This window comes from Nocardia sp. NPDC020380, assembly GCF_044386975.1.
GTDB lineage: Bacteria > Actinomycetota > Actinomycetes > Mycobacteriales > Mycobacteriaceae > Nocardia.
On sequence record NZ_JBIRVQ010000004.1, the window covers coordinates 36,882 to 60,104 of the forward strand.

The following is a 23,223-nucleotide window of genomic DNA, read 5'->3' on the forward strand; positions in this document are numbered from 1 at the left end:
GGTCATCTTGTCAGACAATGTCTCCGGCAGATTCGTGCGCGGCCCCGAGGGCCCCGGCCAGCGCGCCGATGCAGGTGGCGCGCAGTTGGTCGCGGGTAATGGTGGCGTGTTCGAGCCAGTCCAGGCACAGGGTGTGGACGAAGGTCAGCCAGGCCAGCAGGATCGCGGCGGTGACCTCGCGGGAGACGCCGGTCAGGCCGGTGGTGTCGAGCATCTGCTGCTGCAGGGAGGCGAGTTCGGCGGTGATGATCGCCTGCACGACCGGGTCGCCGGCCAGCGAGCGGTTGGCGGCGAGCACGGTATTGCGGTTGCCCTCGAAGTAGTCGAAGTGGGCGTCGAGGCCGGCGGCGACCTGGTCGGGCAGGGACAGGGCGGGGTCGAGTTCGATGCCGGAGACCAGGGTGTCGGCCGCTTGCTGGTAGATCGCCGCGAACAGTACGCGTTTGCTGGGGAAATGCCGGTAGAGCAGGGCGCGGGAGATGCCGGCGCGGGCGGCGATCTCGTCCATCTGCACCTCGTCGTAGGGGCGTTCGGCGAACAGCCGGGTTCCGGCGGCGAGCAGTTCGGCTCGGCGCTGTTCGGGGGTGAGCCGACGACGGGGTGGCATGGGCCCAGACTAGTTGACGCGTGTCTACTACCGGTCGTAGGCTTGTTCGCACGCTAGTAGACACGTATCCACTAAGGGGTGTCACTTCGGGGGAAGGGAGCAGCAATGCGCACCGCAGTGCAATGGATCCTGATCGTCTTCGGAATCGGGTGCAGCGCAATCGCGCTGGCGCACATATTCATCGGGCCGAAGACCATTCCCGGGGCGAATACGCCGAATCCGAGCCTGGACGGCGATATTCGGATGGCGATGGTGGTGTTCCTCGCCTACGGCCTCGCGTGCATCTGGGCGGCACGCGATCTCGACCGGCACGCAGGGCTGATTCACCTACTCATGCTGGTGTTCTTCGCGGGCGGGCTGGTCAGGTTGCTGACGGTGGCCTACGTGGGCTGGCCGGATGCCTTCTTCAAGGCCATGATCGTGTTCGAGATCGCGTTGCCGCTGGTGGTTTCCCCACTGCTGCAACGCGTTACGGGCCGGACGTCGGCCGCGGACCTGGTCGCGCTCAGCCGGTGACGACCGGCATCCGCACCTCGCGGATGCCGGCGCACTCCGGTCAGCTCAGCTGCACGCGGGCGAGCTCTGGCTCAGGTTCTGCAGGGCGTTGCACGCCCAGCTCATCTGCAGGACCCACTTGCCGTCCTGCGGAACGAACGGAACGGTCGCCACATTGGGTGCGCCGCCGTTGATGGAGAAGTTCACCGTGGCCGAGAGCGAATCGCCCAGGGAGGTCACATCGGTGACGTCGATCTTGGCATTGTTCTGCTGGTACGCCTGCACCAGCTTGTCGATCATCTGCGGATCCTTCTGCAGCGCCTGCGCGCCGTTCTCGAGGTATCCGACCTTGGTGCTGTCGGGCACATTGGGATCCAGCACCTGCTGGAGTTCCTGGTTCAGTTCCGCGACGCTCGGCACGGGCGGCTCGTTGGACGAGGGCGCTGCGCTGGTCGTGGCGGCGGAAGTCGTGGTGGACGAGGCGTTCGACGACGTCTTGCTGCCGCTACCACACGCCGACAAGCTCAGCGCGGCAACGACAGCCAGCGCGGCGACCGCGGCGCGTCCGGTCATCTGAAGCTTCAAATGTTCATCCCTCCGGTCGTTTGGCCTGCTCTGCACCCGCGCGTCACCACCCGACCGGCAGTTTCCGCACGAGTGGCCCCAACCTACCCGCCGACTTTCAAGGAACTCCGAGGAGGGTCAGAGAGATTCGGGCGTTTCGCGCATCGGGTCACCAGCCGACGATCACCTCGCGGCCCTGCACGATGGCCATGTCCAGCAGGCCGGGGAACAGGGCGTCGAGGTCAGCGCGGCGCAGGCTGTTCATGCGGCGGATGCCCTCGTCGCGCTGGTGGATCACGCCCGCCTCGCGCAGATATTTGAAATGTCCGCTCTGCGTGGACTTGCTGACGGGCAGCGCGAAGGTGGTGCAGGCGAGCTCCTCGCCGGGGCCGGCCTCGGCGAGCCGGGCGACGATGGCCAGCCGCACCGGGTCGCCCAGGGCGGACAGGACATTCGTGAAGCGGATGTCATCGCGATCGGGGTGCACCAGGACAGTGGCGGCTCGGCTTGCCATGGGTCCACTCTAAATCATCATGTTCACGTTTTACGAACATATTGCTATGTTCGATAAGTCCGAACATGGATTCTTCTCTGGAGCTGCATCATGCGATTCTGGGCCACGGCTTACACGCTGCTGATCCTCTTGACCGGAACGAACCTGCCCACTCCCCTCTATCGCTCATACGAGCAGCGATTCGGCTTCTCCCCCTTGGTCATCACGCTGATCTTCGCCGTGTACGTGGCCGTCCTGATTCCCTCACTACTGGTAGCGGGGCCGCTGTCCGATGCGATCGGACGCCGGCGGGTATTGCTGCCCGCCACGGCGCTGGCGATGTTGGGGGCGTTGGGATTCGCGCTGGCGACGAATGTGGTGTGGCTGTTCACGGCGCGCATCCTGCAGGGCCTCGCGCTGGGCGCGGCCTCCGGTGCGCTGACCGCCGCGCTGGCCGAACTGGAACCGACCGGGAATCGCCGGCGTGCCGCGCTGGTGTCGACGGTGGCCTCGGCCGGTGGGCTCGGGGCGGGACCGTTGCTGGGAGGTGTTCTCGCGCAATATCTTCCGGCGCCGCATGTGGTGCCGTTCGTGGTCGAGATCGTGCTGCTGGCGCCTGCGGCGTTCACCATCGCGACCACGCCGGAGACCCGGCCGAATGTGCGGTGGCGGCCGCGGCGGCCGAGCATTCCGGTGGGTATGCGACAGATCTTCGCCTTCAGCGGGACCTCCACCTTCCTCGGATTCGCTGTGGTCGGCGTGTTTCTGACGCTCATTCCGACCTATGTCACCGCGTTGTCGGGGAGTCACAATCTGTCCGTGGCGGGCGCAGCGGTCGCGCTGCTGCTGGCCTGCTCCGCATTGTCACAGCTCGCTGGCTACGGTAAACCCGCACGGACACTGGAGCTTTCGGGTCTGCCCTTGCTGGCGGGCGGGCTCGTGCTGCTGGCGGTCGCGGGGCATATCTCTTCGCTGGCAATGCTGCTCGTGGCGACCGTCGCGGCCGGAGCCGGGCACGGCCTGGTGTTTCTCGGCGGGCTCACCGCGATCAATCACGCCGCACCCGTCGAGCGGCATGCGGAGGTGGTGTCCACCTTCTATGTGATCGCGTATCTGGGTGTCGGATGGCCCGTGATCGGGGTCGGGGTCCTGGCCAATGCCGCGGGCCTGCTCACCGCCGTGCAGTGGTTCTCCGGTGTCGTCGCGGTGCTGTGCGCGGCGATGCTGCCGGTGTTGCTGCGACGCGGGCGACGATCAGTGCTGTCAGTGCCGCGGCCGTGAGGACGGTCCAGCAGATGCGGGCCGGTGTATGGAAGGTCGCGGCCGAGTCCAGGGCATCGGGGTCGGCGGCCAGGATCGAGCCGATGATCGCGACGCCCAGGGACTGACCGATCTGGCGGGAGGTGGTCGCGACGCTGGCGGCGACGCCGGCCTCCGAACCGGGCAGGCCCGAGGTGACGATGGTGGTGATCGGCGTGTTCAGGAAGCCGATTCCGAGACCGAACACGGCGTAACCGAACAGCAGCAACACCTGGTTCCCGCCGTCGAAGGTGAAGGTGAGCAGCACGGCCGCGATCGTGGTGAGGGCGCCGCCCGCGGTGAGGGTGACCCGGTCACCGCGGTCGGCGGTGCCGCGTCCCGACAGCGGGCCCGCCACCAGCATCGCCGCGGCCATGGGCAACAGCTCGAGACCGGCCACCAGCGGTCGATCGTTTCGAATGCCTTGCAGGAAGTAGGTATTCAGGAACAGGAACCCGCCCATCGCGATGTAGGCGCAGATCGCGATGACCACCGCGCCCGCGAACGCCCGGGAACCGAACGCGCGCAACTCGAGCAGCGGATCCGCTCGTCGCGGTTCGTAATTCACCAGTCCCAGCGCACAGGCCACGCTGAGCAGCAGGCACCCGATCGTCACCGGCGAACCCCAACCGCGTTGCGGCCCTTCGATGATCGCGAACACCAGCGGGCCGAGCAGGCCGATGACGAGCAGTTGCCCGATCGGATCGAGCCGCCTGGCGATCGCGGCCCGCGACTGTGGCACGAAGCGCCCGGTGAGTGCGAAGGCGCACAGGGCGATCGGCACATTGATCCAGAAGATCGCGCGCCATCCGATCGCATCCACCAGCGCTCCGCCGATGACCGGGCCCGCGGCCATGCTGATGCCGGTCGTTCCGCTCCACGCCCCGACCGCTCGCGCGCGTTCGGCGGGCCGGGGGAACACATTGATGATGATGGACATGGCGACGGGGTTGAGCATGGCGCCGCCCACGGCCTGCAGCATCCGGAAGCCCACCAGCCAGCCCGGACTCGGCGCGAGACTGCACAGCAGCGAGCCGGCGCCGAAGACCAGCAGCCCGGCCTGGAACACGGTGCGGCGGCCGATGCGGTCCGCGATCGATCCGAACAACATGAGCAGGCAGGCGAGCACCACCGTGTACGCGGCGACCGTCCACTGGGTGCTCGAGACCGAGGCGTGCAGATCGCGGCCGATGGACGGGAGGGCCACATTGAGCGCGGTGGTGTCGAGGTTGGCCATCAGTACGGCGGTGCAGCAGATCGCCAGCACCAGTCGCCTGTGCGGCTGCCGCCCGGTCGTCGCGCTGTCCGGTGCCGTGATGTGGCCTCCTGACCGGGATCGGAATGCCGAGGGAGTGTTGCGCGAGCCGTTGCACTGCCTCGGATCAGACTAGACTGTCCTGGTCAGGCGGGCAGGTACGACATGGCATGGGCCGCAACATGCTCGCGCAGCCGGGCCACCGCCGGGGTCGGGCGGTGATTGCCCGAGACCAGGCCGATGCCGCGGACGTGGTCACCGGTCAGGGTGATTCTGGCCAGGTCCGGGTGCGGGGTTTCCGGGGCGGGCAGGATCGCGATGCCGAGATCGTGGGCGACGAAGGCGCGCAAGGTTTCGAATTCGGTCGTCTCCAGGGTGACGTGTGGTGCGAATCCGGCTTCGGCGCACCAGGAGTCGAACAGGCGGCGCAGGTGGAAGCTGGGCGGATTCGCGATGAAGGGCTCGCCGGCCAGATCGGCCAGATCGACCTCGGTGCGGCCCGCCAGGGGGTGGGTGCGGGCGACGTAGAGGTGAATCGGCTGGTGGCCCAGGATGATCGAGGGCAGCTCGGCCGGGACTGGGATCATGACGGCCAGGTCCAGGCGGCCGTCGGTGAGCATGTCGACCAGGGCGCTGCCGTGGGCTTGCACCAGGTGCAGGCGGATGCGCGGTGCGGCGGCGTGGAAGTCGGCGAGCAGCGACGGGATGCTGACCGGGCCGAGGGTGAGCGGGAAGCCGAATCGCACCAGGCCGCTGTCGGGGTCGGCATTGCTGCGGACCACGTCGATGGCGTCGCCGAGGGCCTGTACGAGACCTCGCGTGCGGTCGAACAATTCGTGCCCGGCCGCGGTGAGGGCGACCCGGCGGCCGACCGGCTGGAACAGCGGCACGCCGACGGTCTGCTCGACCGCTTTCAAGCGGCGGCTCAGCGAGGATTGCGGGACGCCCAGCAGCTCGGCCGCCCGCGTGATGTGGCCCGCACCGGCGGCGGCTTCGAAGGCGGCCAGCAGTGGAACCAGTGCCTCGACCTGGGCAGAGGGCATTTCATCCATATTTGGATCATATCCGGCCGGAATCGACATTGGACGGATGAATCGGTGCGGCGTGACGATGGCGGGATCAGCGAAACGTCAGGAGGACGCCCCGATGGACACGCAACCCGCCGCCGAAACCGGCACGCACACAGAGGTTCTCGATGTCGTCCTGATCGGTGGCGGCATCATGTCGGCGACCCTCGGTGCCCTGATCGCCACCCTGCAACCGGATTGGTCGATCACGCTGCTCGAACGGCTCGATCGGCTCGGCGCCGAGAGTTCGGATCCCTGGAACAATGCCGGTACCGGGCACTCCGGATTCTGCGAACTCAACTACATGCCCGATCCGGACGACCCGGGCAAGGCCGCGGAGATCGCGCGCATGTTCCAGCTGTCACGGCAGTTCTGGGCAGGACTGGCCGCGGGCGGTGAATTCCCGCGCCCCGCGGGTGGTTTCGTGAATCCGACACCGCATATGGATGTCGTCTTCGGTGCGCGCGATGTCGCCTACTTGCGGCGGCGCTTCACCACATTGCAGGCGCTGCCGATGTTCTCGGCCATGCAGTACAGCGAGGATCCGGAGACCATCGCCCAGTGGGCGCCGCTGCTCATGGAAGGGCGCGACCGTACCGAGTCCATGGCGGCCACCCGGATCGAGGGCGGAACCGACGTCGATTTCGGTGCGCTCACCGGCGAACTGGTGCGGACCATGACCAGTGGCGGTGCGCGCGTGGCACTTCGGCACGAGGTGACCGGGCTGCGCCGCGACCCGGACGGGCTCTGGACCATCACCGGCCGCGACCGGAATGAGCGGCGCCGCTTCACCTTCCGCGCGCGGTTCGTGTTCGTCGGCGCGGGCGGCTACGCACTGAAACTGCTGCAGCAGGCCCACATTCCGGAAGTGCGGGGGTACGCGGTGTTTCCGTTCGGCGCGCAATTCCTGCGCACCGACAATCCCGCGATCGTCGCCCGGCACGAGGCCAAGGTCTACAGCCAAGCGGCACTCGGCGCCCCGCCCATGTCGGTCCCCCACCTGGACAAGCGAATCGTCGACGGCGAGCAGTCCCTGCTGTTCGGCCCCTACGCCACCTTCAGCACCCGGCTGCTCAAACGAGGCCGCCTCACCGACCTTTTCACCACCCTGCGCCCCGGCAACATCCTGCCTTTGCTGGCCGTCGGGGTGCAGAATCTCTCGCTGGTCCGCTATCTCATCGGCCAGTTGCTCTCGACGCGGCGGCGCAAATTCGCTGAACTGCAACGCTTCTACCCCACCGCCGACCCCGCCGACTGGTACCCGATCCAGGCCGGGCAACGCGCACAACTGGTCAAGCCCGATCCCGGCCGTATCGGTGTCCTCACCTTCGGCACCGAACTCGTCACCGGCGCCGAGGGCACCATCGCCGGCCTACTGGGCGCCTCCCCCGGCGCTTCCACGGCCCCCGCGACCATGGCCGACCTGCTGGATCGCTGCTTCCCCGAACACCTTTCCCACTGGGATCCGCGATTACGCCGGCTCATGCCCGGCCGATACGGGACGATCGACAGCTTGTCGGAGGCATCTGATATTGCTTGAGACATGACGGCTCTGGGAGCGGTATTCCGGCCACAAAATCCCCCCGAGCATCTGCGCGAGGTAGTCCGCGCAGCCGAGGATTCCGGCCTCGACGAATTGTGGCTCTGGGAAGACTGCTTCCAAGAGGGCGGCATCGCCACTACCGCCGCGGCCCTGGCCTGGACCGATAACCTCCGCGTAGGAGTCGGCGTCCTCCCGGTCCCCCTCCGCAATGTGGCCCTGACCGCCATGGAAATCGCCACCCTGGAACGGATGTTCCCCGGCCGCGCGGTCTGGGGTGTCGGCCACGGCGTCCAGGACTGGATGGGCCAGGCAGGCGCCCGCGTCGCCTCCCCCGTCACCCTTCTCGGCGAATACCTCGACGCCCTCCGCGGTCTCCTGGCCGGCAGCCGAATCACGGTGAAGGGCCGCTACATCCAGCTCGACGACGTAGCCCTCGACTGGCCACCCCGCACCCCACCCAAGATCCTCGCCGCCGCATCCGGCCCTCGCACTCTGGAGCTGGTAGGCGCAGCCGCCGACGGCGCAATCCTCACCAGCGCCACCTCCGCCGCCGGAATCCGCACCGCCGCAGCAATACTCCACGCAGCCCGCCCCGCCACCGCGGCCTCCGACCCCTACCCGATCGTGGTGAACCTCCTCGCAGCCACCGGCCCCGACGCCGCAGCCCGCGTAACCGCCGACCTGAGCGCCCAAGGCCGCGAGACCATCCCCGACCTAGGCGTATCCGGCGACGCCCGGGCAATCGCCGACACCGTCCTCCGCTGGGCCGAGGCAGGCGCCACCACGGTCGTCCTCCAACCCACCTCCGATGAACCCGACCCCGCCGGCTTCATCCGCTTCGTCGCCGAACAGGTCCGCCCCCTGGTCCCCTGCCCCTCGGCTACATCGGCAGGTTCACCCAAAATCCGACAATTGTGAATTGAAGGCATTTCAGTCTTCATGGCTCAATTCAGTTGTGCTGCAATAAAAATGGTAGTCGTGTAAACCTTCGGCGGGGTCGGCAGCATACAGTACCGAACGGTCTTTTAGGTGGTCATAACCGGATCTTCATTGCGGGGCTGCCTGAATTGGCGGAAATGCGAAGTATGTGGGTTGTTCGTGAACTTCTGGGTGGTATCGGGGGGCGCGGGCCGAGGGGCGAGAGAGGCTGGTAGACGGGGGGTTTGGGGGTGGGTACGGTCCGAGTTGACGTTGGATTGGGCATGTGGGAGTTTTCTCCCGGATTCACGTGTGCTCGATGCACAAACGTTTGATCTTGGAGGAGCGGCAGGTAGTGCGTCTACGTCTAGGGCAGGAAAAGTCCGGGGACAGTGCCGATTCGGCGCCCGCACGACCTGCGGCTGCGAATCGGGTGCTGGACTTCGTCATGGGCGGGTTTCTGCGCGCACGGACCATCAGCGGCCAGCTGTCGCGGATTCTGGCGTTCGCGCTGATCCTGGTGCTGGTCTTGCTGGCGGCGACCGTGCAGCGGGCCTACTCCGACTATCGCGAGGCCGATGCCACCACGCGGGCGGTGACGCTGGCGCTCGGGGTGCAGGATCTGACCGACCAGATCCAGCGCGAGCTCGGGCTCAGCAACGGCTTGCTCAGTGGCGACAACAGTTTGCAGCAGCAGCTGCTCGCGCAGCGGCACAGTGTGGACGCCACGCTCGATGCGGTGAAGGGCGCGGCCGATTCGAATGCGCCGGGAGCGGACCAGGTTCGCGCGGCGCTCGCGCAGTTGAATCTGCTGACCAATACCCGTACACAGGTTGATACGCGGCGCATCAGCCGGCCCGTGGTGCTGCAGTTCTACAACGACGCGGTCGGCGCGCTGAACCGGCTGACCCTCGGCCTCGATCAGGCCAACGACCCGGAACTGCAGCGCGGTCTGCAGGCGTTCTACGCCCTCGGCGCCGCCAAGGCGCAGTTCGACAAGGAGCGCGGTTTCCTCAACGGCGTGTTCGTGGTCGGGCACTTCTCCGGCGGCGAGTACGGGCAGTTCATGGAGATCCGCGCCGCCAAACAGGATGCGCTGCAATCGTTCTCCCGCTACGCCGACAAGACCCGCCAGGCCGATCTGGACGCGGCCATGGGCGGTGACCACGCCGCGCAGGCCGATCAGGCCGAGAGCGTCGCACTCGCCTCCGGTGACGGGCCGCTGGTCCGCCCGGTGGACGCGACCTCCTGGTGGACGCAGATGACCGGCGTGATCGACGCGCAGCGCGCCGTGCAGAAGTCGGTGGGTAGCGATATCCAGTCCCGCGCCGAGGATCTGCGCGGCAGCGCGGAAACCGAGCTGATCGCCTTCCTGGTGGGTGCGGCCATCGCCATCCTCGCCATGACCGCGCTGGTCCTCGCCTCGGTGCGAGCCCTGGTGCGACCGCTGCACACGCTGGCCGAAGAGGCCGACGATGTGGCGTCGCGGCGACTACCCGAGGTCATCGACGCCTGGTCGCACGCCGTCGAGAGCCAGCCCGAGGCCCCGGCGCCGGTGCGCACCCCGACCGGGGCGAGCACCGAAATCGCCGCCGTCGCAGGCGCATTGGATCGCGTGCAGACCACCGCCTTCGAACTCGCCTCGCAGCAGGCGCTGGTGCGCCGCAATACCACCGAGTCCATGGGTAACCTGGCGCGGCGCAATCAGAACCTGGTCCGCAGGCAACTCGCGTTGATCAGCGCCTTCGAGCGGGAGGAACTCGACCCGCAGGGCCTGGCCAACCTGTTCGAACTCGATCACCTCGCTACTCGCATGCGCCGCAACGCCGAAAGCCTCCTGGTCCTGGTGGGCGAGAGCAGCCCGCGCCGTCTGGCCCGCCCGGTGACCCTCATCGACGTGGTGCGCGCGGGCATGTCCGAGGTCGACGACTACCGCCGCGTGGTGCTGCGCCGCGTCGAGGACGTGCTCATCGTCGGCTCGGTGGCCAGCGAGCTCTCCCATATGCTCGCCGAGCTCATCGAGAACGGACTCGCTTTCTCCCCACCGGATCTCGAGGTCGAGATCTACGGCCGCTCGGCGCCGCACGGGTATCTGCTGGCGGTGGTCGATCACGGTGTCGGCATGTCCGCCGAAGCGCTCGCGCAGTCGAATGCGAAGCTGCGCGGGGAAGACGATTTCATCGTCGCCCCGACCCGCTATCTGGGCCACTACGTGGTCGGCCGGCTGGCGCAGCGGCTCGGCATCGACGTGGAACTGACCACCTCCCCGGTGAGCGGCATCGTCGCGCGCATGACGCTGCCCAGCGCGATGCTGGCCACCTCGCACGATGCGGAGCTGCCGCCGACCATGGTGCAGGCATTGCTGCCCGTGACCGAGATGGAACCGACCTGGGGTTCGGATGCGGAAGCGAGAAGCCTGCCCGCACCGGCGGAATCGTACGAGACCGTCGCCCTGCCCTCGCCGTACACGACCGGCCGGCACGCGCTGGTGACCGACGAGCCCGACACCACCGGTGCAGGCGCCCGCGGCTACGACACCGGAATCGGCATGCGGCCCGCCACCACTGACACGGGAAGCATCGGATTCGGCGTCGCCAGTACGGGATACGCCGAATCCGGCCCGCGCACCGGCACCTTCGAAGCCATGATCTCGGAATCCAAGGGTGTGGGCGGCGGACCGGGCCGGGGCGCGGGATCGGCTGCCCCGGAACGCAATGCGCCGCTCGCACGCGGCGGCAATGACCTGACCCCGCGCGGCAGCGGCGAACTCACCCCGCGTGGCAGCCGCAATGACCTCACACCACGCGGCGGCACCAGCGCTCCCGCCTCACGAGGCACCACCGCGCCCGCCCTGCGCGGCACCACAACACCCGCCCAGCGCGGCGGCAGTGCGCCCGCCCCGCGCGGCGGCAACGAGCTCACCACACGCAACGGGCTCGAACGCCGCAACAAGAAGGCGCGCGCCGGCGCCGCACCCGCGGCACAGTCCAACCCCGAGCCCCGCCCGAATCCGATATCACCACCCGCGCCGGTCACCGACCGGTCGCCGGAGCAGACCCGGAGCATGCTGACTTCCTTCCGCGCGGGGCACGAACGCGGTGCCGCGGCGGGTGCGCCATCGGCCGCGCCGTATCCTGGCGCTCCCGAAACCCATTCGCGCGCAGCAGATCCGGTGTATCCCGGCGCGCCCGCGACGACCGCAGAGGAGAACTGGTGACGACAAATCTGCCCAGCACCGATATCCATTCCTTCAACTGGATGCTGGCCAATTTCGTCCGCAATACGGCGGGTGTGCGGGAGACCGTCGCGGTCTCCTCGGACGGTCTGCTCATCGCCATGTCGGACGGTCTGGACCGCACCGCGGCCGACCGGCTGGCGGCCATGGTGTCGGGGCTGTCCAGTCTCGCCAAGAGCGCTTCGCGCAGTTACTCGTTCGACGGCCTGAAGCTGATCATGATCGAGATGAAGCGCGGCTTCCTGCTGGTCTCGGCCATGGGTAGCGGCAGCTGCCTCGGTGTGATCGCGGACGGCAACTGCGATGTGGGCCTGCTCGGCTACGAGATGTCGGTGCTGGCCGAACGCGCCGGATCGCTCCTGGATCCGGCGCTGGTGTCCGAGCTGCGAGAGTCCCTGCGCCGATGAGAGATTCCGAGCCCGCGCACGGGCAGTATCACGACCCGGAGCGCGCCCACGACTTCGGCTGGTTCCAGCGCGACAACCTGGGCGCGCCGCTGCACGCCGAGCACGCGGCCGAGGGCGAGGACGACTTCGTCCGCCCCTTCATCGTCACGGGTGGCCGTACCACGCCGGTGGTCGACGGGCTGCGCATCGAAACCATGGTGCAGGCGCCGCGTTCGGCCATGCAGGCGCCCCTGCAGCTGGAGCAGCGCGCCGTGGTGACGCTGTGCCAGCAGCCCCGTTCCATCGCCGAAATCGGTGCCGCACTGAATATTCCGGTCGGCGTGGCGAAGGTGATCGTGAGCGATCTCGCCGCCGCCGGGCACCTCACCGTGCGCGAGTCCACCGAACTTTCCGTTGCTGCCATCGAGAGGATCAGAGACCTTGTCCGGGCACTCTGACACGCGCCCCGCCCCGCCGTCGTCGGTGAAGATCGTCATCAGCGGCGGATTCGGCGTCGGTAAGACGACTTTCATCGGCGCGATCTCCGAGATCGAGCCGTTGTCCACCGAGGCCGCCATGACCGAGGCCTCCGTCGACGTCGACGATCCCGGTCACCACGAGCAGAAGACGCAGACCACGGTGGCGCTCGATTTCGGCCGCATCACCCTGGACAAGTCGCTGGTGCTCTACCTGTTCGGCACGCCCGGCCAGGATCGCTTCGTGTTCCTGTGGGACGACCTGGTGGACGGCGCGCTCGGCGCGGTGATCGTGGTGGATACCGGCCGGGTCCGCGACTGCTTCCCGGTGCTCGACTACTTCGAGGACAAGGAGACGCCGTTCGTGGTCGTGGTCAACCGGTTCGAGGGCGAACCGGCGCACGACCTGGCCGAGGTCCGCGAGGCCCTCGAGCTCGAGGACTGGATCCCGATGCTGGAATGCGATGCGCGCGACCGGAATTCGGTGAAGGAAGTGCTGGTGGCCTTGTTGGAGCAGGTGGTGTTCCACCGCCTCGGAGTGGCTGGGAGAGTCGGCTGATGTTCACTACGCGTCCCACCCTGCAGGGCACCTTCGGCATGGTGTCCTCCACGCATTGGCTGGCCTCGGCCACCGCCATGGCGGTGCTGGAGACCGACGGCAATGCCTTCGATGCCGCCGTCGCGGCCGCGTTCGTCTTGCATGTGGCCGAACCGCATCTCAACGGCCCCGCCGGTGAGGTGCCGATCATTCTCGCGCCCGCCGGCGCCGCGCCGCAGGTGCTGTGCGGTCAGGGCCCGGCCCCGGCCGGCGCCACCATCGAGCACTATCGCGGGCTGGGCCTCGAACTGGTGCCCGGCACCGGACCGCTGGCGGCCGCCGTGCCCGGTGCGTTCGACGCCTGGATGCTGCTGCTGCGCGATCACGGTACGAAGCGGCTGTCGGAGGTGCTGTCCTACGCCATCGGCTATGCCGAGCAGGGCATTCCGGCGGTGGAGCGGATCGGGCAGACCATCGCGGAGGTCGCGGAACTCTTCGAGTCCGAATGGACCAGCTCCGCGGCCGTCTACCTGAAGGACGGCAAACCGCCCGCTCCCGGTGAGCTACTGCGCAATCCGGCGCTGGCGCGGACGTGGCGGCGGGTGCTGGCCGAGGCCGAGGCGGCGGGCACGGACCGCGAAACGCAGATCGAGGCGGCGCGGCGGGTATGGCGCGAGGGCTTCATCGCCGAAGCGCTCGTGGCCGCGGCCGCACGTCCCGCGATGGACACCTCCGGCGCGCGGCACTCGGGCACGCTGAGCGGCGACGATGTGGTGAATTACGCTGCCACCTACGAGGATCCGGCCAACTACACGTGGAACGGGTGGACCGTCGCCAAGCCCGGACTGTGGAGTCAGGGCCCGGCCTTGCTGCAGCAACTCGCGTTGCTGGACGCCGTTCCCGAGTACGGCACGCCGGAGTACTACCACGTGCTCATCGAGGGTTCGAAGCTCGCCATGGCCGATCGTGAGGCCTGGTACGGCGATAACCCGCAGGTGCCGCTGGAAGCGCTGCTGTCCCCCGAATACAACGCGCAGCGACGTACGCTGATCGGGCCGCAGGCATCGATGGAACTGCGACCGGGCAGCCCGGAAGGGCTCACCCCGCGCCTGAGCAAGTTCGCCGAGTCGAACTCGGCTGGGGCCGTGGCGGTTCCGATCGGCGCGGGCGAACCGACCGTGGCCTCCAACGGCGCGACCCGCGGTGACACGTGTCACCTCGACGTCGTGGACCGCTGGGGCAATATGATCGCCGCGACGCCCAGCGGCGGCTGGCTGCAGTCCAATCCGGTGATTCCGGAGCTGGGCTTCCCGCTCGGCACCCGGCTGCAAATGGCATGGCTGGAGCCGGATCTGCCGAACTCGCTCACGCCCGGGCGGCGCCCGCGCACCACGCTCAGCCCGTCCCTCGCGCTGCGCGACGGTCAGGCGGTCATGGCCTTCGGTACACCGGGCGGTGATCAGCAGGACCAGTGGAACACCCACTTCCTGCTCGCCGTCGCCCTGCGCGAACCGGTGCGCGGCAGTCTGGATCTCCAGGGTGCGATCGACGCCCCCAACTGGCATCAGGAGAGCTTCCCCGGATCTTTCTATCCGCGGGTGACGAATCCGGGTGCGGTGGTGGTGGAATCGCGCATCGGCGAGGAGGTCGTCGGCGAGCTGCAGCGCCGCGGCCATCGCGTGACGGTTGGTGGCGCGTGGTCGGAGGGTCGTTTGTGCGCTGTCGCACGCGATCCCGAGACCGGTGTGCTGTCGGCCGGAGCAAACCCCCGGGGAATGCAAGGTTACGCCTCGGGGCGATAACGTCAAAGTGTGTCTTGCAGGGCGAAATCTCTGCAACGTTCAAGTAGGTTGTTGCGCATGCTCGTTCGCCTTTCCAGGCTTTTTGGGCTCGCCGTGGTCGCCGTGACGCTCGCTTCTTGTGCGCAACTGCAGTACCCGGACCGAACCTCCACGCATACAGACGATTTCGGCACTCCGGTGGGTACACAGGAGGTGCGCGACGGCGGCGATCTCGTCATGGGATTGTCCTCCGAACCGGACCGCCTCGACCCCACCACGTCGAGTTCGTTCTATACCCGCTATGTCATGAGCTCGATCTGCGAGAAGCTCTACGACAACGACTCTTCCGGCAATCTCGTGCCGCAATTGGCCGCGGCGCTGCCGACCGTGTCCGAGGACGGATTGACGGTCACCATTCCGGTGCGCAACGGCATCAAGTTTGCCGACGGCACGAACTTCGATGCCGCCGCGGTGCAGACCAGCCTGCAGCGGCATCTGACCATGAAAACCTCGCAGCGGACCAGTGAGCTGGGTCCGATCGACTCCATCGAGGCCAGCGGCCCGTCGGAAGTGGTGCTGCACTACAAGAAACCGTTCGCACCCATCACCGCCGCGCTCGCCGACCGGGCGGGCATGATCATGTCGCCGGCCGCGCTGGCCAAGGAGGGTGCCAACTTCGGTGATCATCCTGTGTGCGTCGGCCCGTTCAAGTTCGTGAAGCGGGTGCCGCAGACCTCCATCGTGGTGGAACGCGATCCGCTGTACTACGACGCGAAAAACGTGCACCTGCAGACCATCACCTACCGAATCATGGTCGACGCCAATATCCGCGCGGCCAATCTGCGGTCGGGCGATATCCAGGTCGCCGACTACATCTCCCCGCAGGATGCCGATGCCCTGAAGAAGGATTCGAAGCTGCGCCTGCTGCAGACTCGGTCCCTCGGCTTCATGGGCGTGTACCTCAATCTCGGGAACGTGGACGGCGTCGGCAAACCCACCAAGCCGATCGATACCCCACTGGCGAAAGACGCCCGGGTGCGGGAGGCGCTGTCGCTGAGCATCGATCGAAGCGCCTTGGTCGACACAGTGTTCAATAATTGGTATGAGCCGATGTGCTCACCGATCCTGCCGCAGAGCACCTTCGCGACACCCACGGTGAACGACTGCCCCAAATATGATCCGCAACGGTCACGGCAGTTGCTGGCCGCGGCCGGCGTACAACTCCCCTACCATATGAAGCTCGTGGTGCAGACCTCGCAGGACCGGCTGCGCTACGCGCAGGCGATGCAGGCGAGTGCCGCGAGCGGGGGCTTCGATATCGAGATCGTGCCCACCGAGTACTCCACGATGCTGGACATGCAGAAGCGCGGCGATTACGAGGCCATGCTGCTCGGCTGGTCGGGGCGAATCGATCCGGACGCCAATATCGCTCGCTTCATGACGACCAAGTCCAGCGGCAATTACAGCGGCTACAGCTCACCCGTCGCGGATGATCTGCTCGGGCAGGCCGCCCGCACCACCGATACCGCCAAGCGAGCAGACCTGTACGCGCAAGTGGTGCAGCAGATTCATAAGGACAACCCGTACCTCTACACCTACCGCGAGCGGCTGCTGACCGCGCACTCCACGCAGGTGACCGGTGTCGAGATGTACCAGGACGGTGTCGTGCGGCTCGGAAAGGCCGCCTTCCTCACGGACAGGAGCTGACGGCGATGCGCTACCGCGTGTTCCGAGCGCTCGCGCTGGGTGTCGTCGCCGTCGCGGTCAGTTCCTGCTCGCAGGCGCCGGCACCCGTCCAGATCACCACGCACGCCGACGATTACGGCCAGCCGCTGGGCACCCAGCCGGTGCATGAGGGCGGTGATCTGGTGATGGGCCTGTCCAATGATCCGGACCGACTCGACCCGACCACCTCTAGCTCGCTCTACATGCGCTACGTCATGAGCACGATCTGCGAGAAGCTCTACGACAACGACTCTTCCGGCAAGCTGGTGCCGCAGCTGGCGACGGATTTGCCGAAGTTCTCCGAGGACGGGCTGACCGTCACCATCCCGGTGCGCTCGGGCATCAGGTTCGCCGACGGCACCCCGTTCAACGCGGCCGCGGTGGAGACGAGTCTGCAGCGCCATCTCAGTATGGAGGGGTCGCAGCGCACCGGTGAGATGGGCCCGATCACCGGTATCGACAGCGACGGTCAGAACGTGGTCCTGCACTACAGCACGCCGTTCGCACCGATCACCGCCGCTCTCGCCGACCGCGCCGGAATGATCATGTCCCCCACCGCACTGAAGGACGAGGGCAAGGATTTCGGCGACCACCCCGTCTGTGTCGGCCCGTTCAAGTTCCAGCAGCGCACGGTGGGCAGTTCCATTGTGGTCGAACGGGATCCGCTGTACTACGACGCACAGAACGTGCACTTCGACACCATCACCTACCGCATCATGCCCGACGCCACCGCCCGCGCCGCGGCCCTGCGCAGCGGTGAGATCCAGGTCGCGGACACCATGTCCCCGCAGGACGCCGACGCGCTCGAGGCCGACCCCAAAATGCATCTGCTGGTGTCGGGCTCGTTCGGATTCCAGGGCTTCTACATCAATATCGGCAATGCGGACGGCGCCGGCAAACCCGTGAAGCCGCTCGAGACGCCACTCGCCAAGGATGACCGGGTGCGGCTGGCGCTCTCGCTCAGCATCGACCGGCAAGCGCTGGTGGACAAGGCATTCAAGGGCTGGTATGAATCCGCGTGCACGCCGATCGCCCCGCGCACCACCTATGCGACCACAGCCGATACGGCCTGCCCGCTGTACGATCCGGAACGCTCGCGCAAACTGCTCGCCGATGCCGGTGTGCAGACGCCGTACCCGATCACCATGCAGGTGATGAACGTCGCCGACCAGCTCGAATACGCGCAGCAATTGCAGACCATGGTCGCGGCGGGCGGGTTCGATCTGCGGATCGTGCCCACCGAATACTCAGGGCTGCTGGCGGCGCAGAAGAGCGGCAATTACGAAGCGCTGCTGCTGGGCTGGTCCGGGCGACTCGACCCGGACGGCAATATCGCCCGCTTCCTCAGCACCGGATCCAGTGGTAACTACTCCGGATTCAGTGATCCGGCCATGGACGAGGTGCTGGCCTGGGCCGCGCACACCACCAGCCCGGCCCGGCGCGAAGCGCTCTACGAGCAGGCGGTGCGGCTCATCGGCCGGGAAAACCCCTACATCTACACCTACCGGCTGCGCAACCTGACCGTGCACTCCAACCGGGTCACCGGTATCGAGGTGTACGCCGACGGCACCGTGCGGCTCGGCAAGGCCGCGTTCGTCTCGGATCGGAATAGCTGAATACTCATGGTGCAGTATCTCTTTCATCGAGTGTGGCAGTCCGCTGTCACCCTCGTACTGGTCTCGATCGTCGTCTTCGCCGGAGTGCGGGCGCTACCCGGTGATCCGGCCACCGTCATGGCCGGGGAACAGGCCGACCCGGCCACCATCGCCGCGGTCCGCGCTCAGCTCGGGCTGGACCGGCCACTGGTGGTGCAGTACTTCGAATTCGCGAAACACGCCCTGGCCGGGAATTTCGGGCGATCCATTCGTACCGGTACACCCGTCAGCGACATGATCGGCACGACGCTGCCGGTCACCTTGCAGCTGGCGTTCTACGCCATGCTCATCGCGGTGCTCGCCGGCCTCATCGGCGGCGTGCTGGCCGCGGTGTACCGGGGGCGCTGGCCGGAATGGGCCGCCAACGGGTTCTCACTGGTCGGGCTGTCGGTGCCGACCTTCTGGCTGGGATTGCTCGCCGTGCTCTACCTTTCGGTGGGGCTGGGGCTGTTCCCGGCGTCGGGGTATGTGTCCCCGTTCGATCATCCATTGCGCGGCCTCTACTTCCTCACGCTCCCCGCGCTCATCCTGGGTGTCACCCACGCGGCCGTCGTGCAGCGGCAGACGCGGTCGGCGATGGTGGAGACGCTCAGCACCGACTTCGTGCGCACGGCGCGGGCCAAGGGGCTCGGGCCGCGCGCGGTGATCGTGCGATATGCCCTGCGTAACAGCCTGATCGTGGTGACCACCGTGATCGGGTTGCAGCTGGGGCTGCTCATCGCGGGCACCGTGGTGACCGAACGCATCTTCAGCCTGCCGGGTATCGGGAAGCTGACGCTGGATTCGGTGTTCTCCCGCGACTATCCGGTGGTCCAGGCCGTCGTGCTGGTGGTCGCACTGTCCTACATCGTCATCAATCTGCTGGTCGACGTGCTGTATTCGGTGATCGACCCGCGCGTGCGAGTGTCCGGGAGGGCGCAATGAGTGTCCAGGAGAACACAGAGTCCGTGCGGGACAACGCTGCCGCCGGTTCGGCCGCAACCGAAGGCGTTTCGTCGACCGGTGCCGATTCGACTGTCGCCGAGGGCATTTCGGCAACAGCGGCCGGTTCGACTGCCGGTGCCGCGGCGGCGCCCGTACCTTTGACCGCGGTCGGCAGTCGCGTACTGAGCCGACTACGAAACAACCGGCTGGGCATGGTCGGCGCGGTGCTGCTGTTGATCGTGATCGTGATCGGCGTCTTCGCTCCGCTGCTGGCGCCGTATTCACCCTCCGCGGTACACTTCGCGACGCCGTTCCAGCATCCCGGCACCGTCGGATTCGCCTTGGGCACAGACGATCTGGGTCGCGACATTCTCTCCCGCGTGCTGTACGGCACCCGCGCCTCGCTCGAGGTCGGTGTGCTGTCGGTGCTGTGCGCGGTGGTCATCGGCGTGCCGCTGGGCCTGCTGGCCGGGTACTGGCGGTGGCTGGACGCGGTGCTGTCGCGACTGGCGGATGTGCTGCTGGCCTTCCCCTTCGTGATGATCGCCGTCGGGCTCACCGCGATCTACGGCGGCGGGCTCACCCAGGCGGCCATCGCGCTCGGCATCGCGCAGGTGCCGGTCATGATGCGAGTGGTGCGCGCGGAAACGCTGCGACTCAAGGAAACCGATTTCGTGCTCGCGGCCCGCGCCATGCATGTCGGGTCCGGGCGCATCCTGGCCGAGCACATCCTGCCCAACTCCCTCGCACCGATCATCGTGCAGGCCACCGTGATCATGCCCACCGCCATCCTCGGCGAGGCGATCCTGTCCTTCCTGGGCCTCGGCATCAAACCGCCCGCGCCCAGCCTGGGCATCATGCTGTCCGACGCCCAGCAGTACCTGCTGCGCACCCCGTGGCCGGGCGTGTTCCCTGGTGTGGCGCTGCTGCTGATCTGCCTGGGATTCAACCTTTTCGGCGATGCGCTGCGCGACGCGCTCGACCCGAAGACCAGCCGCTGAAAGGGCTGTCATGACCGAATCACTGCTGGAGATCAGCGATCTGCGGGTGTCCTACGGCGACGTCAGCGCGGTGGACGGCGCCAGCCTGGTCATCGCGCCCGGGGAACGGGTCGCCGTGGTGGGCGCCTCCGGATCCGGCAAATCCACACTCGCACATGCCATTACCGGATTGCTGCCCGGCGCCGGGCAGGTGACCGGGGGCGTCATCCGCTGGCGTGGCGAGGACATCACACGTGCCGACGAGAAGCGGCTGCGCGACCTGCGCGGCAAGGAGATCGGCTCGGTCCCTCAGGACCCGATGTCCAACCTCAATCCGGTCTTGCGGGTCGGCGTCCAGGTCTCGGAAACGCTGCTCGCGCACGGCATTGTGACGCCGGACGAAAGCGGGGCAGGCCGCCAGGCCGGCTTCGCGGCCAACCTCAAGAACGGCATCTCGGCCCGGCGTGCGGCCCGCGAGCGCGCCATCGAACTGCTGGCCGAAGCCGGCCTCCCCGACCCGGCCCGCTGCGCACGCCAGTACCCGCACGAGCTCTCCGGCGGCATGCGCCAGCGCGTCCTGATCGCCATCGGCCTGTCCTGCCGCCCCGACCTGCTCATCGCCGATGAGCCCACCTCCGCACTGGACGTGACGGTGCAGCGGCAGATCCTCGACCACTTGGACGAGCTCACCAAGGAATTGGGCACCGCCCTCCTGCTGGTGACCCACGATCTGGGCCTGGCCGCCGAGCGCGCGGACCGCGTACTGGTGATGTCCGACGGCAAGATCGTCGAGACCGGTCCGGCACGTGAGGTGCTGACCGATCCGAAGGAGGACTACACCCAGCGGTTGGTCGCGGCCGCCCCCGCGCGCATCGCACCCCTGCGCGCGGTGACCGAACCGGTCGCGGTGGAACCCGAAGCCGTCGCCGCAGAGTCCGAAACCAGTTCGGTGACAGCGGCATCCGGCGCCGAGGCTGCCGATAACCCCGTGGTCCTCGAGGTTTCACACCTCGGCAAGGAGTACCGAATCCGCGGCCGCGCCGACACACTGCGCGCCGTAGACGACGTCTCCTTCACCATCGGCCGCGGCCGCACCACCGCCATCGTCGGCGAGTCCGGCTCCGGCAAAACCACCACAGCCCGCATGGTCCTGGGCCTGGTCCCCCCGACCACCGGCACCATCCGCCTGGACGACGTAGACCTCATCGGCCTCGAGGGCGACCGCCTGCGCGCCGCCCGCCGAGCCATGCAACCGGTCTTCCAGGACCCCTACTCCTCCCTCGACCCCATGTGGACCGTCACCCAACTCATCTCGGAACCCTTGCGCGCCTTCGCCACCGGCGACCGCACCACCCGCCGCACCCGAGTAACCGAACTCCTCGACCAGGTAGCCCTCCCCACCACCCTCGCTCACCGCTACCCCAACGAACTCTCCGGCGGCCAACGCCAACGCGTAGCCATAGCCCGAGCCCTGGCCATAGAACCCCGCCTCGTAATCTGCGACGAACCCGTCTCAGCCCTCGACGTCCTGGTCCAAAACCAAATCCTCACCCTCCTCTCCTCCCTCCAAGAACGCCTAGGCATCAGCTACCTCTTCATCTCCCACGACCTAGCCGTAGTCCAAGCACTGGCCCACGACGTAGTCGTCATGAAAGACGGCCGAGTAGTAGAACAAGGCCCAGCCCCCCAAATCCTCACCACCCCCACCGACCCCTACACCCGCCACCTCCTCGAAGCCATCCCCGGCGCCGAGGAACCCGCAAAACCCGAAGCCCGCCAATCCGCGTAACCGCTTGCGAGCCGATCGGTCCGGCCTGTCAGAGCTACAGGCCGGCCCAATCGACGTTGTATTGGTACTCGGTGGACCCGAGTGTGATCGTGATTCGCCCTTCTCTTCGAGGTCGAGCAGGCACAGCGGGCCACCGTGCTCGAAGGTCAAGCCCACAAACCACTTACGAATCGACGCCGAGCGAGCGAACAGGCGACTCATGCAGGTGGTCGCCGCCATGAAATCGAAGCAGATATGGTCCGCCAGACTGGTCCATCCACGCCAGCAGCTCATCGTCGGCTTCGAACGAGATCGCCAGATCCAACTCGAGCAGGCTGCCACGCTGCGGCACGGCCGGATCGAAGCGGACGGTGGTACCGGACGCGAAATGGGAGGTGCACGGCATGACAAGCGGGCCGTCCGGAAATTCGACCGTTGTCGTTCTGTCGAGCCTGTCCGCACAATTCGCTTTCAGCGTTTCCAGCACTCCGCGTGCGGCATCCCGGTGAACGTAAACCTCATAGCTGTAATCGAGTCCCATAGGTCCTTTCAGTGAGCGGTGGATTGGGCGTGGGTGAGGAGGGCGGGGTCGTGGGCGTTGACCATACCGGCTTCCGGGCACGCACCGGATCAGACTCGGTCGGCGGCGAACTCCGAAATCAGCTGCGGTACCGCCGAATCGAAGCCTGCGATATCGAACATTCCACCGTCGGCCGGGCTCACGATGGAGAATCGCGTCGCGACCACGCCGTGCCATCGGTGTCGCCCGTCCAGTAGACGGTCCCGTTCCGGCGAGCGAGCCACGTTCCCGAAGGCACAGTCGGGCACCATACCTGCCCGTCGTACGTCGTCTGCTCGACCGCGAAGGGGCGCCCATCCTTATTCGTCGCGTGAGCCACCGGCGACACACGACCACTACGAATCAGCCCGACCTCCCATTGATCACGGTGCCGAGATTCTGGAGCCGACGAATGATGATCGTTGTCTACGTGGTGGATAGTGGTCGCGTATCCGGCTAAGATCGCCGCGTATTGAAACGCCTCCGCACGCGCCTTACTTGTCTGCGCGAGCCGCAACTTGGCGGGATTCCCGTCAGCGCGCATGGATACGTCGACGTAGAGAAGCAGCTGCGCATCAGTCAAGTCACGAAGGAACCCGAGGGATACTTTTTTCTCAGAATCGACATGATCGAGGAGAGGACGCGACGCCGCTTTGTTCAGGAAGAAATAGATGACTTCAGAACCCTTGTGCAGGCTTTCCTTCCATGCGGCAACATGTCTATCAGTCAGCGTCTCAGGTCCTTTGATGCCGCGCATATCACCGTCGAACGCGGGACCCAGGTGCCGGGTCAGTGCCGTCCGAATGTCTGCACAGTTCTGGGGGTTCACCTCGAGCGACTGACAGATACTGATCGCGCCAGACCCGTTGATACATCCCTCCGTCCAGAACCACGCCATGAGAGCCACAAAACAATCGGTGTACTTCGCGACCGCCGGACTATCTCCCCGCGGAGC

The 23,223-nt window shown here is 67.0% G+C and carries 21 protein-coding genes; 14 read left to right on the forward strand and 7 right to left on the reverse strand.

Annotated elements, in window-relative coordinates:
• Positions 1 to 10 precede the first annotated feature (10 nt).
• A complete protein-coding gene (locus ACH438_RS11250) occupies positions 11 to 607 on the reverse strand; it encodes a TetR/AcrR family transcriptional regulator (RefSeq protein ID WP_397003860.1) in 597 nt (198 codons plus the stop codon).
• Between the two features lie 105 nt (positions 608 to 712).
• Between ACH438_RS11250 and ACH438_RS11255 the strand changes: the two genes are divergently transcribed.
• Entirely contained in the window at positions 713 to 1,123 is a 411-nt protein-coding gene (locus ACH438_RS11255) for a DUF4345 domain-containing protein (RefSeq protein WP_397003862.1), read from the forward strand.
• A gap of 45 nt (positions 1,124 to 1,168) precedes the next feature.
• On the opposite strand, the gene ACH438_RS11260 is transcribed toward ACH438_RS11255, so the two are convergent.
• Entirely contained in the window at positions 1,169 to 1,687 is a 519-nt protein-coding gene (locus tag ACH438_RS11260) for a hypothetical protein (RefSeq protein WP_397003864.1), read from the reverse strand.
• Between the two features lie 148 nt (positions 1,688 to 1,835).
• Positions 1,836 to 2,180, reverse strand: coding sequence for an ArsR/SmtB family transcription factor (locus tag ACH438_RS11265; RefSeq protein ID WP_397003866.1), 345 nt, complete (start codon positions 2,178 to 2,180; stop codon positions 1,836 to 1,838).
• Positions 2,181 to 2,270: 90 nt separating this feature from the next.
• Between ACH438_RS11265 and ACH438_RS11270 the strand changes: the two genes are divergently transcribed.
• Entirely contained in the window at positions 2,271 to 3,440 is a 1,170-nt protein-coding gene (locus ACH438_RS11270; protein WP_397003868.1) for an MFS transporter, read from the forward strand.
• Here the strand turns inward: ACH438_RS11270 and ACH438_RS11275 are convergent.
• Positions 3,331 to 4,776, reverse strand: a complete 1,446-nt coding sequence (locus ACH438_RS11275) for an MFS transporter (protein ID WP_397004844.1) — start codon at positions 4,774 to 4,776, stop codon at positions 3,331 to 3,333. The genes ACH438_RS11270 and ACH438_RS11275 overlap by 110 nt on opposite strands.
• A gap of 83 nt (positions 4,777 to 4,859) precedes the next feature.
• Positions 4,860 to 5,765: a LysR substrate-binding domain-containing protein gene (locus tag ACH438_RS11280; RefSeq protein ID WP_397003870.1), complete on the reverse strand. Its 906-nt coding sequence runs from the start codon at positions 5,763 to 5,765 to the stop codon at positions 4,860 to 4,862.
• Positions 5,766 to 5,859: 94 nt separating this feature from the next.
• Between ACH438_RS11280 and mqo the strand changes: the two genes are divergently transcribed.
• The 12 genes from mqo to ACH438_RS11340 all read left to right on the forward strand — a co-directional run bounded on the left by mqo (position 5,860) and on the right by ACH438_RS11340 (position 21,730).
• Positions 5,860 to 7,320, forward strand: coding sequence for a malate dehydrogenase (quinone) (gene mqo / locus ACH438_RS11285; RefSeq protein ID WP_397003872.1), 1,461 nt, complete (start codon positions 5,860 to 5,862; stop codon positions 7,318 to 7,320).
• 3 nt (positions 7,321 to 7,323) lie between these two features.
• Entirely contained in the window at positions 7,324 to 8,241 is a 918-nt protein-coding gene (locus tag ACH438_RS11290) for an LLM class flavin-dependent oxidoreductase (protein WP_397003874.1), read from the forward strand.
• A gap of 355 nt (positions 8,242 to 8,596) precedes the next feature.
• Positions 8,597 to 11,458 (forward strand): nitrate- and nitrite sensing domain-containing protein, encoded by a 2,862-nt coding sequence (locus tag ACH438_RS11295; RefSeq protein WP_397003876.1) that lies wholly within the window; start codon positions 8,597 to 8,599, stop codon positions 11,456 to 11,458.
• Entirely contained in the window at positions 11,455 to 11,883 is a 429-nt protein-coding gene (locus ACH438_RS11300) for a roadblock/LC7 domain-containing protein (RefSeq protein ID WP_397003878.1), read from the forward strand. The genes ACH438_RS11295 and ACH438_RS11300 overlap by 4 nt, the downstream gene beginning before the upstream one ends.
• The gene (locus ACH438_RS11305; RefSeq protein WP_397003880.1) at positions 11,880 to 12,320 is read left to right on the forward strand and encodes a DUF742 domain-containing protein; all 441 of its coding nucleotides are present in this window, start codon (positions 11,880 to 11,882) and stop codon (positions 12,318 to 12,320) included. The genes ACH438_RS11300 and ACH438_RS11305 overlap by 4 nt, the downstream gene beginning before the upstream one ends.
• A complete protein-coding gene (locus ACH438_RS11310) occupies positions 12,304 to 12,897 on the forward strand; it encodes a GTP-binding protein (RefSeq protein WP_397003882.1) in 594 nt (197 codons plus the stop codon). The genes ACH438_RS11305 and ACH438_RS11310 overlap by 17 nt, the downstream gene beginning before the upstream one ends.
• Positions 12,897 to 14,678: a gamma-glutamyltransferase family protein gene (locus ACH438_RS11315; protein WP_397003884.1), complete on the forward strand. Its 1,782-nt coding sequence runs from the start codon at positions 12,897 to 12,899 to the stop codon at positions 14,676 to 14,678. Before ACH438_RS11310 ends, ACH438_RS11315 begins: the two co-directional genes overlap by 1 nt.
• Positions 14,679 to 14,735: 57 nt before the next feature.
• The gene (locus tag ACH438_RS11320; protein WP_397003886.1) at positions 14,736 to 16,364 is read left to right on the forward strand and encodes an ABC transporter substrate-binding protein; all 1,629 of its coding nucleotides are present in this window, start codon (positions 14,736 to 14,738) and stop codon (positions 16,362 to 16,364) included.
• A 5-nt stretch (positions 16,365 to 16,369) separates the two neighbouring features.
• Positions 16,370 to 17,998 (forward strand): ABC transporter substrate-binding protein, encoded by a 1,629-nt coding sequence (locus ACH438_RS11325; protein WP_397003888.1) that lies wholly within the window; start codon positions 16,370 to 16,372, stop codon positions 17,996 to 17,998.
• A gap of 6 nt (positions 17,999 to 18,004) precedes the next feature.
• Positions 18,005 to 18,961 carry an ABC transporter permease gene (locus ACH438_RS11330; RefSeq protein ID WP_397003890.1) on the forward strand — a complete coding sequence of 319 codons (957 nt, stop codon included), beginning with the start codon at positions 18,005 to 18,007 and terminating at the stop codon, positions 18,959 to 18,961.
• Positions 18,958 to 19,962 (forward strand): ABC transporter permease, encoded by a 1,005-nt coding sequence (locus ACH438_RS11335; RefSeq protein ID WP_397003892.1) that lies wholly within the window; start codon positions 18,958 to 18,960, stop codon positions 19,960 to 19,962. The genes ACH438_RS11330 and ACH438_RS11335 overlap by 4 nt, the downstream gene beginning before the upstream one ends.
• Positions 19,963 to 19,972: 10 nt before the next feature.
• Positions 19,973 to 21,730, forward strand: coding sequence for a dipeptide ABC transporter ATP-binding protein (locus ACH438_RS11340; protein WP_397003894.1), 1,758 nt, complete (start codon positions 19,973 to 19,975; stop codon positions 21,728 to 21,730).
• 163 nt (positions 21,731 to 21,893) lie between these two features.
• On the opposite strand, the gene ACH438_RS11345 is transcribed toward ACH438_RS11340, so the two are convergent.
• Both ACH438_RS11345 and ACH438_RS11350 read right to left on the reverse strand, forming a co-directional pair.
• The gene (locus tag ACH438_RS11345; RefSeq protein ID WP_397003896.1) at positions 21,894 to 22,250 is read right to left on the reverse strand and encodes a hypothetical protein; all 357 of its coding nucleotides are present in this window, start codon (positions 22,248 to 22,250) and stop codon (positions 21,894 to 21,896) included.
• A 178-nt stretch (positions 22,251 to 22,428) separates the two neighbouring features.
• On the reverse strand, positions 22,429 to 23,166 hold the full coding sequence (locus ACH438_RS11350) for a hypothetical protein (RefSeq protein ID WP_397003898.1): 738 nt from the start codon (positions 23,164 to 23,166) through the stop codon (positions 22,429 to 22,431).
• Positions 23,167 to 23,223 lie beyond the last annotated feature (57 nt).